Source organism: Nostoc sp. TCL26-01 (assembly GCF_013393945.1).
Classification (GTDB): domain Bacteria; phylum Cyanobacteriota; class Cyanobacteriia; order Cyanobacteriales; family Nostocaceae; genus Trichormus.
On the sequence record NZ_CP040297.1, the window covers coordinates 4,357,328 to 4,370,018 of the forward strand.

The 12,691-nt window shown below is 36.9% G+C and carries 8 protein-coding genes and 1 CRISPR repeat array (1 of these 9 only partly in view); of the genes, 6 read left to right on the forward strand and 2 right to left on the reverse strand.

Annotation, left to right across the window (positions count from 1 at the left end; all coding sequences use genetic code 11):
- Positions 1-3 precede the first annotated feature (3 nt).
- The 5 genes from FD725_RS18985 (at position 4) to FD725_RS19005 (ending at position 3,930) form a co-directional block, all read left to right on the forward strand.
- Positions 4-219: a hypothetical protein gene (locus tag FD725_RS18985; RefSeq protein WP_179049584.1), complete on the forward strand. Its 216-nt coding sequence runs from the start codon at positions 4-6 to the stop codon at positions 217-219.
- 259 nt (positions 220-478) lie between these two features.
- The gene (locus FD725_RS18990; protein WP_179049585.1) at positions 479-850 is read left to right on the forward strand and encodes a hypothetical protein; all 372 of its coding nucleotides are present in this window, start codon (positions 479-481) and stop codon (positions 848-850) included.
- Positions 851-1,047: 197 nt separating this feature from the next.
- Positions 1,048-1,431: a hypothetical protein gene (locus FD725_RS18995; RefSeq protein WP_179049586.1), complete on the forward strand. Its 384-nt coding sequence runs from the start codon at positions 1,048-1,050 to the stop codon at positions 1,429-1,431.
- A 201-nt stretch (positions 1,432-1,632) separates the two neighbouring features.
- On the forward strand, positions 1,633-3,453 hold the full coding sequence (locus FD725_RS19000; protein WP_179049587.1) for a hypothetical protein: 1,821 nt from the start codon (positions 1,633-1,635) through the stop codon (positions 3,451-3,453).
- A 27-nt stretch (positions 3,454-3,480) separates the two neighbouring features.
- Positions 3,481-3,930, forward strand: coding sequence for a SitI3 family protein (locus tag FD725_RS19005; RefSeq protein ID WP_179049588.1), 450 nt, complete (start codon positions 3,481-3,483; stop codon positions 3,928-3,930).
- A 42-nt stretch (positions 3,931-3,972) separates the two neighbouring features.
- Here FD725_RS19005 and FD725_RS19010 read toward each other — a convergent pair whose 3' ends face one another.
- Both FD725_RS19010 and FD725_RS19015 read right to left on the reverse strand, forming a co-directional pair.
- Positions 3,973-7,797 (reverse strand): CHAT domain-containing protein, encoded by a 3,825-nt coding sequence (locus FD725_RS19010; protein WP_179049589.1) that lies wholly within the window; start codon positions 7,795-7,797, stop codon positions 3,973-3,975.
- A 163-nt stretch (positions 7,798-7,960) separates the two neighbouring features.
- Positions 7,961-8,728, reverse strand: coding sequence for a DUF4384 domain-containing protein (locus tag FD725_RS19015; RefSeq protein ID WP_179049590.1), 768 nt, complete (start codon positions 8,726-8,728; stop codon positions 7,961-7,963).
- A 229-nt stretch (positions 8,729-8,957) separates the two neighbouring features.
- On the opposite strand from FD725_RS19015, the gene cas1 reads away from it, so the two are divergent.
- On the forward strand, positions 8,958-10,964 hold the full coding sequence (gene cas1 / locus FD725_RS19020) for a CRISPR-associated endonuclease Cas1 (protein ID WP_179049591.1): 2,007 nt from the start codon (positions 8,958-8,960) through the stop codon (positions 10,962-10,964).
- Between the two features lie 211 nt (positions 10,965-11,175).
- A CRISPR array of direct repeats spans positions 11,176-12,691; the repeat unit is 35 nt; unit sequence CTTTAAACTTCTTCGGAAGTTGAATTAATGGAAAC (it continues 338 nt past the right edge of the window).

Sequence of the window (12,691 nt, forward strand, 5' to 3'; positions counted from 1 at the left end):
CTTGTGCTACCAATTCACAAGATTACAATTAATTTACCTGAGTCATTATTTTGTTTGAAGAGGACAGGCGATGCTCTTTCAGAGCCGCCACGCGATCGCAATTTTCCCCATCGGTTTCAAGCCACTTTTCCTAAGTGGACTTTAGCTGATTTTGATTTGTGGCGATGGATTGTGGGTTTTGGTGGAGGGGTGAAGGTGGTAACTCCAGTTGAATTTTAGAAAGAATATATAAATTAGATTAATAAAAGTTGAACCCCTATTCATTCCAAATAGGGGTTTTTCATATATTTATTAGCTGGCTTCCTCATTCGCATGAAGAAAGATATTTTTATTTTTATCACCTGTAATCTATAAGTATCGCCACTAATCAACTGTGAATGAGGAAATAAACACATAAATGTGCAATGACTCATTCTCAGCACAGAACTTATCAAGCGTATTTTCAGCAGAGTTTATTTAACTTTAGGAGATTTATACAATGTTGACCCAACTTCGCAACACTTTAATAGGTGCTACCTTAGCATTCTCAACTCTATCAGTAACTAACCAACAATCTTTAGCAAACGACATTCGTGATTTCTCTGTTTATAACAGAAATAGACTAGCAATTGTTGGTTTTTATGTTTCTTCGCAATATTCTGACTATTGGGGTTCAAACATTCTCAACTCTATCGTATCGAGTGGTGAAACAACAAAGGTCACATTTCATGATAACAACTACCAATGTGTTTATGATGTTAAAGCTGTCTACAGCAACGGGACTTACGATATGGGTCGATATAATCTCTGTACAACTTCCGTAGTGAGATTTTATGGATATGGAGGAGATTACAGACCAAGAGGAAGATAAATCAATTCGCAATTTATTGAGAATGTAGGGTGCGTCAGTAGGAATAATTTCTTGGTTTAGTTAGGTTTTTTGACACTGATGCACCCTACTAAACTTCTAAGTCAATTCTTCCATTTTTGTCATTCGCGTAAGATAACTGCTCAATCCACTTTTCTTACTGGTAATTTAATAATTAACCGTAATCCGAGTAGATTACCATGCCAAATTTTCGAGAACGTATCAAAACAGCAGTGCAACTTTGGAAAGATAGCGGGAAAAGTCACACAGAGCTATTTTCTAAAGATTACGACCGTATGCTTGTTTTTCTGTGGTGTCACAGTCGCGGAGGAAAAACAGAAGGATATAGTGATGATATGGCCGAGTTTGCACAAGCTAATAAAGCCGCAATTGGTGATGATAATTACGATAAAATGCTTCGTGCCAGAGAATATTGTGATGGTTGTGGTGAAAGATATAAATTAGAAAATCTATCAATTTGTGTCGAGTGCTGTAACCTTTACTGCTATCGATGTGTAGGTCAGCGCGGTATATGTTCTAACGGAAACTATCGCTGTTATTGTGGTGGAGATTTAGTAGGTTAGTGTATTAAAATTTAAGTTTTTGATAGAGAATATTTTCTAGTGAATCCTCTTATTTTGATCTCAATTAAGAGGATTTTATTTTGTTAAATTTTCTACATTTTTTTGTCATTCGCATTAAAATATTACATTAATTTTTTATATTCTGTAATCTATAAATATTACTAAAGCTTCAACTGAGAGCAATTTTAAATGGAGTTTACCATGAATTTTAATAATAGAATAATTACCAATTTACTACTGAGTCTAACTTTAATTAATATTGTAGTCAATATTCAACAACAGGCGATAGCTGCTGAGGTTATGACTCATCAACCAGAACTTCGGAAAGGTTTATTAGATAGCATAATTGGTGGTGATAAAAAAATCTGTGTGGCGGGATTTTGTGTTGATAGTGGACAATTGACAGAATCACTATTAGCCAAACAACTCAAAGAAATATCAGAAAAAAATGCTCCAGTCACAGTTAGCAGTGACAAACTATTTCCGAGAACTTCTTCCCTTCCAGGCAATGAATTTAACCCTGTAGTGCTTGATTTACAGAATGCTAACCCACAAGATACTATACCTGCTGGTGACTATGTTATTTTTGTCAATGCTTACTGTTTGCAAAAAGTAGCAGCAAGTCCCAATGGACATCGTTATCTCTTAGGACAATATGGAGGAAAGCGTAAGGAGGTATTAGCAGCATTAAATTTAGCAACAGCTAATTCTGATATTGCTCATCAAGACTTACAAAATCTTTCCTGGGCTATCCAATCAGGTATATCCTATGAGAATATGCCCCAACCAATGCAAGAATTAGTCAATCAATTAATTCCTCAACATCGTGCTAAGTTAAAGCAAGAATGGTGGGAACAAGTAGAAAAAATTTGGAATCAAGGTTCACGCTACTTAAATTTACCTTCTTTTGAAGTATTTATATCTCAAAATCTGGGAGATGTAGGACGGACTTTACTAGCAACTAAACGAGTACATCAACGATTAGTATCTCGTGGTAGTGATTGGCGCAATTTATCAGATATTTTTATTATTAATGATGGAACTCAAGGGACAGGAAATATTCTAGCAACTCCTTGGAGTCAACTGGCTAACGGTGTTTATGCACGCTTTATAACTGAGGGAAATGCTCAAGATACTGGTTTGTTGCTACTGCGGATTAGAGATAAGCAAAACAGTAAAGAATTAAGTAGTGATAAAAGTAAGGCTTTACCATTACTGACTATTCTGGGTGCGGCTTTAACAGTTTATGATTTGTACGATTTAGTGACGACTCTAGTAGCAATTCCAGAGGGTGATAGAAATATACAACCTTTAGCGATGTCACCAGAATTAGGCACAATTACACCAGATTGGAGAGACGCTGTAGATGTAGGATTAGAATTGTGCGATCGCAGAAGAATACCCCGTGGTAGAGTATCTGGTGCAATCAATATTTTATGTAGCATTGCTAACGGTAAACCAAGAGTTAGAAAACCAGGTATCAACCAATCTGATGATATTGCTCGTGGGAGAAATAACACTGGTAATGATAGTAGCGGGAACAATAACAACAATCAACGTCCTCATAGAAATCATCAAGATACAACTAAACCTAGCAGGACAGCAGCCTCTAAACAACCAGGAAGTAAACCTCGCGGTACTAAAAGCGAAATTAATCCTCAATCTAACAGAGAAACTCAAAGAAGTATTAAGCGAGAAAATGAATCAGCTGATATCCTCGCTGATAAAGGCTATGATGTCGAACAAAATCCAGCACCTTTACCTAATGGGAAAAAACCTGACTATAAAATAGAAGGTGAAACATTTGATGCTTATTCTCCTTCTAGTTCTAATATGGAGACAATTCGTAAAAATATTAGCCAAAAAATCAAGGAAGGTCAAGCTGAAAGAATTATTCTCAATCTTGAAGACAGTAATGTCAAAGTCAATGAATTAGAGAGTCTTTTAAATAGAAAACCAATTGACGGATTAAAGGAAATTATTGTGATCAAAGATGGTTTAGTTATTCCTTTATTCCCATAAATAACTTTAGCAAACAAGGAGTGTGTCATGGCTTTAAGCTATGGATTAGAACTGGAAACTGATCTATCACCAAAACAAGTATTACAAATACTAGCTCAAAAGCTTGATTTAAATTGGGAGCAAGAAAATTTACTGGGTTCAGGTGTTATCATTAATGCACATATAGAAGATGAAGATAACCAACTACTATTTAATGAAAAATTTGGTTATAAAGCATCTGTATTCGTTGGTTTTCGTGTTAATCCCAATCAAGATTTTGAGCAAGGAATGCGCATCATGATTCGAGCCTGTATGAATTTGCTCATACAAATTAAGGGAAATGCTATGCTGCTTTTCAATTATGAAACTATTGTTTTCCAACGCATCAATCATGAATTAATCTTTAATCAGGAAATGTGTGAACCTTGGATTGAAGCAGAAATGGCTAATCTGAATACCCTATATAAATTACAATCTTTAGTCTCTCCATTGCTTTGATATCCTCCCCGTTTCCTAAACCTACGGTGTACATAAAATACTTTAGCCTTTTAACTTTTCCTCTAAAATATTGTTTTCCCCTTGACAAATCCAGGCTCCCCAGTAAAAAGGATGCTTTAGAGGTGTATCATTTTCTGGGCAGTTAATTTTACTCTCTGTAAATAATTCTTCTACATCTAACAATGTTTTTAATACTTCTAAACCTAAAGCAGACTGTCGTAATTCTTGAACTGTCATGTTACGTATATAATTTTGCGCCTCTTGTAAAGCTTCCACACAACCTATACTAGAATGCAAATTATCAAAGAAACGTTCCATAAGTAAAGCAGTCACCTTGTCAGAAACAGGCCATAAACTCATCACCAAAGTTTTTGTTCCCGCTACCGCAAAAGCACGACGTAATCCAAACACTCCTTCACCAATTTGAATGTCGCCTCTAGCAGTATCACAAGCAGAAAGCACTGTGAGTTCGTTACCCCATAAATTTAAATTGGCGATATCTTGAGCAAACACAAAACCTTTACCTGCATCTTTGGGAATATTTCCCCCAGATAGCCAAGTATTAGCACCAGCTAGAGCTAATCCAGAACGCATCATGGGATTTTTTACCTTAGTTGTTCGCAAACGTTCCATACTCAATAGGTTTGGTTTATTAGCGACTGGTTTTGACTCAGAGTTGGGTAAAAATAAACCGTGGGTAGCAATCAGCATAATACTAGGACACTTACCATTTGTTAAGTGTGTTTCTAGTGCATCAGCACCTAAATGTAATTGTGCATTTGGGAGTTTTTTAGCTACACTTTCGCCTAAAAACTTTGTACCAGGAGCGCGAAGCAATCTTGTAGCTGTGAGAGTGTTAAGTAATTCTGATATTTGCTCTAGAGGTGCATTAGTTGAAGTAAGTTCTTCTTGTGAAACTAAATCTGCTTTTAAATCAAAATCAGGATCAGCAATGATCAGTGGTGCAGATATAGAGTTTCTTGATGACTGGAGTTGAGGACGGAGAATTTCTCTACCCACACTCAGATAACTGATAGTATACTCATCCATTAATAGACGTGAACTAGTAGAATCAACAGGTAATATCTGAAATGGCACTAAGTTTAAGCTACTATCAGAGGCAATAATTAGATGTCTGCAATCTTTGACTAAATCCCGAATGGGTGCAAACAGTGCTTGACTCAGTTGAATTGCCGCTTGGGGATGATAAGATTTGATGTGTAGGGTGGGAGTTTGACTATTTTTACTCCAACCTAATGTCATTTGGGTATAGTCGGATGCTTGTAAGCGAAATTCTTGAATCAGTTGATCAATGGTTGCGGCTGTTCCTAAATCTACCATGTCTACTTTATCTGCTTGTCCGGCTTTGAAAATAAAGACTAAATACCGAGGTGGATACCATTGTGTTTGTCCCTGCGCTGGGATGGCTTGAAAATCAAACACATCGAAGCGGACAAATTCTAGTAATATTGAGTTGAGTGGTAAAGCTAATGCGTAGGCGCGTTCGCGTAGCGTTTCGTAGAGAAGCGGCTTGTCGTCAGACATCGCATAGTGTGGGCTTTGCTCAATCGCCTGACGGTCAAAGTTTAGCTCAGATAACTGAATTTCCGGTACTTGCAGAGCCAGTTGTTTTTGTAAGTAATTATATTGAGCTTGTAATCGTGCTAAATTTTCTCTGTAATTGGTCAACTCTTCAGCAAAAGTCAAGTGGATGATTTGTGAGTTTAAATCGCTTAACTGACGTAGCTGTGCTTGTAGTTGGGGATAGCGTCCACTATGAAGTGCAGCATTTTGAGCTGCTAGAGCTGATGCAGTTAGGGCTTTACGTTGTAGTATGAAGTCAAATGCAGCCAGTTTGGCATTTTCTGAGTGAGAGAGATAGGTGTATACTAAACAGAGGAATAAGTCGAAATCTCTCCTAATTTTTTGTAAAAAGGATAGGCGATCGCTCTCAGAACTAAACGCAAATATATTGCGAATCATCTTGTTATTAATTTTACTTGCTTGCACACGATATGCTAAAGCTGACTCTGGACGATGAGTAGCAGCCAAGAGCGTAGCCAAATTATTTAAGCTAAAGGCCACATCAGGATGTTCGTCTCCCAGTAAGCGTTTTCGCATTGCTAAAGTTTCTAAATACTTTTGTTCGGCTTCTTGGTAGCGCCCCAAAGAAAAGTATAATTCTCCTAAATTATTCAAACTTGTAGCAATTTGAATATGTTCTTCACCTAATAATAACTTTCTTAACTTTAATGTTTCTAAATGTAATGTCTCAGCTTCTTGATAACGTCCTTGAAAATCATAAATCACAGCCAAATTATTCATACTACTAGCTACGTGTGGATGTTCATTCCCAAATACATCTTTCACAATCTCTAAAGCTGCTAATAATAATGACTCTGATTGCTCATATTGAGTTAAATCATCATATAACACCGCTAAATTATTCAAACTAGCTGCAATTAACGGATGTCTTTCTCCTAATAAACGTTTCCTCATTCCTAAAGACTGGATACTCACTTGTTCTGACTCTGAATATCGTCCTTGTATCCGATAAAGTGCTGCTATTTGATGTAGAGTATCAGCAATCACAGGATGTTCATTAGTTAAACTGTTTCTTTGAATTTCTAAAGCTTGGAGATATTTTTGTTCAGCTTCCGAATAATTGCCTTGCTCCTCATAAAGTCCAGCCATATTAGTTAAAATATTAGCAATAGATAGATGTGTTGTTCCCCGGAACTTCTCTAAGATTGGCAAGGCTTGTAAATATTGTCGTTCGGCTTCTATATAGCGTCCTTGATATGTGTAAATCAATCCTAAATTGCTTAAACTTTCAGCCATATCAGGGTGTTCAGCAGTCAACAAACGCTTTCTTAGATTATAGGCTTCTAGATACTTATTCTCAGCCGCTACATATTTGCCTTGAATCAGATAGACTTCTGCTAAATTATCCAAACTATGAGCTATATCAGGATGTTCATTCCCTAGCAAGTGTCGATTCATCGCTAAAACTTCTAAAAACTTCTCCTCTGCTGCGACATAATTTCCCTTATCCTGATAAACACCACCTATATTACTTAAGATATTCGCAATATCAGGATGTGCATCACCAAATATCTCCTGAGAAATTTCTAATGCTTCCCAAAACTTGCTTTCAGCTTCTAAATAACGTCCTTGAGCATCATATAGTTTTCCCAAATTATTTAGACTAGCAGCAATATCAGGATGTCTATCTCCCAACAATTGTTTTTTCATTGCCAGTGTTTCTAATTGCATTTTTTCTGCATCAGCATAGCGTCCTATTAAAATATAAATATTTGCTAAATTAGTTAAGGATTGGGCAATATCAGGATGTTCATCGCCAAACAAGCTTTTTCGCATTGATAAAGCTTCTAAATGCACTTGTTCAGCTTTGAAATATAGTCCTTGTTCTCGATAAATTTCGGCTAGATTGTTTAAAGTTGGGGCAATTTCAAAATCTTCTTCTCCATAACATATTTTCCATAACTCCAAAGCTTCTAAAAATAATTTTTCTGCTGTTGTATAGTTACCTTGAGCATAATATAATGCTGCTAGATTATTCAAAGATTGAGCCACATCAGGATGCTCAACACCAAAGAGATTTTTTCTAATATCTAAAACTTGTAAATATAAAGGCTTGGCTTGAGAATAACGCCCTTGAATGCGATATAATTCAGCTAAATTATTTAGGCTATCGCAATATGCAGAATTATCAGTGCATTGCTGACTTATCCCGATATTTACAGCTTGTTGAGCAATCATCATCGCTTGTGATAAATTACCCTCTCCAGCCAGTCTGACTACTTCTAAATTAAGTTGAATTAATTGGTTAATAATTTCTTCCATAAGTCAATTCCAGTAGATGTAGCTGTAGCTGTAGGTTGGGTTGACGTAAGGAAACCCAACACCAATATATATTTTGCATTTGTGATATTCATGTTTGGTTGATACATTTTGTATTGCCGATATTCATGTTGGGTTGCGCTTCGCTTAACCCAACCTACAATTTTTATTTGATTTCATATTCTGTGTACATAATTTTACAGCTTGGCTCATGACTAATAAAATCGCATAATTCACTCAAATGGGTTTCTGTTAATTCCAATGGTTCATCATTCTGATTCGGTAGCCAATTTAAAATAGGTGTTGATTCTGTAATGAGAGCAAAAATTGTTTCTCTACCTGGTGTTCCTTCAATTTGAAAAGATTTCATGGGTGAATTTTCTTGCGGTAGAAGTGTTTTACCTTGAGCTAGATATGCTTGGGGTGCAAAGCGTGAGGGACAGAAACACCAAATATTTCCTAATGTATCTTTTTGTATTAATAATAAGTGTCCTGGATTTTCTAGATTGATTTCAAAGCGAATTTTACTACCTATTGATACAGACTTTTCGTAAATAGTTTTATTTTGCCAACTCCAACCTAATGTTTCTTCTTTAACTAACACTAGACCCATTTTTTCACTGGGATGACCTAATGATTGCAGTTGATGCCAAATTTCTGCAAGTGGTGTGAGTGGTTGTTCAGGGTTTTCTGTGGTTGTAATATCTAAATTAGATGGTATGGCGATATCTTGCCAGTCTAATTCCAGTATCATGCAGATTTCAGTGAAAAGATTATAACTAATAGGTGTACCGTTAAAAAATTTACTAATAGTTGCCCAAGAAGCTACATGAACATCATCAGCTAATGTTTGTTGAGTCCAGTTTTTACGTAACAGGGCATACTTAGCTTTTTCAATACCTTTTGAGGATGCTGTTAATGTCCGTTTGGGCATAGTCAGGAAAGTTAAAAGTCAAAAGAAATTAGGTGTATTTTGTAAATTATATACAAAGTTATATACTCTGGGCAAAACTTATACAGGTGCTTATATAGCTGTTAGCGACAATCAAGTTAAAGGTATCACGGTTTGTAGTAAAGACTTTAGTCTTTAGAAAGTCAAGGACTGAAGTCCTTACTACGAACTGATTTCTTTTGCCTTTTTACTTTTTACTTATTACTTAATCATGTTCACCATTGAACAACTGTATTTCGCTTGGAGTCAAGTCCGTGCGGGAAGTCGCAGTGCTGGTGTGGATGGAATTAGTGTTGACTTGTTTGCAGCGTCAGTTGATGAGCAGTTACCAATTCTCCTACGTCAGTTACAACAAGAATCTTATCACCCTAGCCCCGCCAAAGGATTTTATTTAACTAAAAAAAGTGGAGGTAAACGATTAGTTGGTATTCCCACTGTCCGAGATAGAATTGTGCAACGGCTGCTTTTAGAAGAGTTGTATTTCCCTCTGGAAGAAGCCTTTCTGGATTGTAGCTATGCTTATCGTCCAGGGCGGAATATTCAACAAGCAGTACAACAGCTTTTCTCTTATTATCAGTATCGTCCGACTTGGATTATCAAAGCTGATATTGCTCAGTTTTTTGATAATTTGTCCTTGGCATTACTGTTAAATAATTTAGAAGCTTTACATCTAGAAAGTGGAATATTGCAGTTGCTAGAACAGCAAATTAAAGCAGGAATTATGATTTCCGGCAAGTACATTAATTTCGGTAAAGGTGTATTACAAGGTGGCATACTTTCTGGAGCATTAGCTAATCTATACCTCACAAGTTTTGACAGAAAATGCCTGAGTAATAATATTCATTTAGTCAGGTACGGTGATGATTTTGCTGTTGCGTGTAGCAGTTGGCAGGAAGCTAACCGTATCCTTGATAAAATTATCACTTGGTTGGGAGAACTTTATCTCACCTTGCAACCGGAAAAAACACAGATTTTTCTACCCCAACAAGAGTTTATATTTTTAGGCTACCGCTTTGCTAATGGCAAAGTTTATGCACCACCACCTCCACAACCCAAGCCGGAGGGAGAATGGTTAACTAATGCTTCGGGTACGCCTTATTTTCGTCCCAAAGAACGTCCATTTAAATTTGTCTCTCGTCCACCAAAGGCTTGTGATATCAGCAAGCCAGTAAGTTTTCCTCGCGCACCCATATCTCATCTTTGGCAGGAATCTATGACTACACTATATATAACAGATCAAGGGGCTTATTTGAGTGCAAAAAACCAACAGTTCCAGGTTTTTTATCAACAGGAATTAAGAATTAAAATCCCTATTGTGCGAGTGACGAATATTGTTTTGTTTGGTTGTTGTAATGTTTCTCATGGTGCTGTGAGTGTAGCATTACAGCGACGGATTCCGATTATGTATTTGTCGCAGAAGGGGAGATATTTTGGGAGGTTGCAAGCGGAAGGGATGGCGAAGGTGGAATATTTGGCGCGTCAAGTTGAATGTTCGCGGAACCCTGAGTTTACTAGGAAGCAAGCTGAGGCTATTGTCCGAGCAAAATTGCATAATTCGAGAATTATGTTGATGCGATTAAATCGTCGGGTGAAGTCTGATAAGGCGACTAAAGCCATTAGTCAACTGGAATTGTTTATGGAGAAACTACCATTTGCTGAAGATGTCAATATGTTGCGTGGCTATGAAGGGATAGCCGCAACAACGTATTTTCAAGCTTTAGGTTCATTGGTGACAGGGGAATTTGTGTTTGAGAAGCGTACTAAACGACCACCTACTGATCCAATTAATAGTATGTTGAGTTTGGGGTATACATTATTAAGTCAAAATGTTCACTCATTAATTCAGATATTAGGCTTACATACTCATTTTGGTAACTTGCACGTACCTCGTGACAATCATCCAGCTTTGGTATCTGACTTAATGGAGGAGTTTCGAGCTTTGGTTGTTGATTCTCTGGTAATATATTTGACTAATAAAAACATTTTTACCATAGAGGATTTTACCTCACCTGATGAACGTGGTGGTGTTTATTTTCAACCTCATGCACTCAAAAAATTTCTCAAACACTGGGAGGAAAGATTACAAACAGAAATTACACATCCACACACAGACTGTAAAGTACCTTACCGTCGCTGCATTGAGTTACAGGTACGGGAGTATATTGCTTGTTTGATGGGTGAAGTTGATGTATACCGTCCAATGATTTGGGATAAGTAAAACTTAACTGTTGAGTCATTTCGGGGCATAAGTAAAATGGCTGAAACCCTGATTGTTTCGTGGAATGCCCCGGTAAGCTTATCCTGTAAGGGTTTGGGATTGTGTTTTTCTAGTTTAATTCTCTATTTAGGCTCTTGATTTTGAGTAAATTTGACAAGCCCCGAAAATCTGCTGTAGGATTAGCTTCAGGTAAGGTTTTCAGAGCCTAGCCCTTTAAACTTCTTCGGAAGTTGAATTAATGGAAACATTATATATCATAAACAAATAGCAGCGTCAATGAAGCCTTTAAACTTCTTCGGAAGTTGAATTAATGGAAACAAAGATTTTACTCTTCGCAAAACGGCTTTGCCTCTCTTAACTTTAAACTTCTTCGGAAGTTGAATTAATGGAAACCAATCAGTGGGGACATACTCCATAGTACAAAACTCTACTTTAAACTTCTTCGGAAGTTGAATTAATGGAAACTTCATCAACCCTACTGACGTAGGCAGTTCGAGTTATTCTTTAAACTTCTTCGGAAGTTGAATTAATGGAAACGTTTCTCCCCGGCTTTCACCGGATAAAAAACTTTCACTTTAAACTTCTTCGGAAGTTGAATTAATGGAAACCACCATAATGTGAACAATACCCACACTACGACAAGTGCTTTAAACTTCTTCGGAAGTTGAATTAATGGAAACATTGCGGAAACGTTTATCTACCCCGATGGATAGTGTCTTTAAACTTCTTCGGAAGTTGAATTAATGGAAACTTGTTGATACAGAACAGCAAAAAGTCTTAGCGGAAAGAACGCTTTAAACTTCTTCGGAAGTTGAATTAATGGAAACTTGGCGGCTTTACTTGCGTGCTGGGTTCGACAACGGTTTCCTTTAAACTTCTTCGGAAGTTGAATTAATGGAAACCCTCATGTAAATCTTGCAGAAGCTGATCGTTCTTAGCTCTTTAAACTTCTTCGGAAGTTGAATTAATGGAAACCGATCCGCTTTCCCCGCTATCATTCCCTTCGTTTTTTCTTTAAACTTCTTCGGAAGTTGAATTAATGGAAACCCGCCTGCGGAGGAGTAACGGGGCGTACATTCAAGTTTCTTTAAACTTCTTCGGAAGTTGAATTAATGGAAACGGTCTAACCCTCTCTCCATATCTATCGTTAATAGTACTTTAAACTTCTTCGGAAGTTGAATTAATGGAAACGTTTGAATCCAACCTGATCAATTGAGACGATTTGTCCTTTAAACTTCTTCGGAAGTTGAATTAATGGAAACCGCGATTAGAAAATTCAGCATTACTTTCGCCAGGTTCTTTAAACTTCTTCGGAAGTTGAATTAATGGAAACGCAAAGCGCCGTCTTGGATGACTGTCCAGCCAGCCTTTAAACTTCTTCGGAAGTTGAATTAATGGAAACAATCATTTTTGCGTGAGAAATACTTATCTCACCGAAAACTCTTTAAACTTCTTCGGAAGTTGAATTAATGGAAACTTGCGTCTGTTTTGGAGACTGAAGAAGCATGAAAATTGACTTTAAACTTCTTCGGAAGTTGAATTAATGGAAACGACTCGAGGGCTTTTTCGGCCACCAAGGTTCCTCCGTCTTTAAACTTCTTCGGAAGTTGAATTAATGGAAACATTCTTAGAGGATCTTACCAAGTTTTGTTCAATATTTGACTTTAAACTTCTTCGGAAGTTGAATTAATGGAAACTATTGCCCTAACAGCAGTTCAGCTTCAAGA

What these genes read in the sequence shown, in the direction of transcription:
- FD725_RS19000 (WP_179049587.1), top strand. Translation starts at nt 1,633, where the DNA reads ATGAATTTTAATAATAGAATAATTACCAATTTACTACTGAGTCTAACT.
- FD725_RS19005 (WP_179049588.1), top strand. Translation starts at nt 3,481, where the DNA reads ATGGCTTTAAGCTATGGATTAGAACTGGAAACTGATCTATCACCAAAA.
- FD725_RS18990 (WP_179049585.1), top strand. Translation starts at nt 479, where the DNA reads ATGTTGACCCAACTTCGCAACACTTTAATAGGTGCTACCTTAGCATTC.
- FD725_RS19010 (WP_179049589.1), bottom strand. Translation starts at nt 7,797, where the DNA reads ATGGAAGAAATTATTAACCAATTAATTCAACTTAATTTAGAAGTAGTC.
- FD725_RS18995 (WP_179049586.1), top strand. Translation starts at nt 1,048, where the DNA reads ATGCCAAATTTTCGAGAACGTATCAAAACAGCAGTGCAACTTTGGAAA.
- FD725_RS19015 (WP_179049590.1), bottom strand. Translation starts at nt 8,728, where the DNA reads ATGCCCAAACGGACATTAACAGCATCCTCAAAAGGTATTGAAAAAGCT.
- cas1 (WP_179049591.1), top strand. Translation starts at nt 8,958, where the DNA reads ATGTTCACCATTGAACAACTGTATTTCGCTTGGAGTCAAGTCCGTGCG.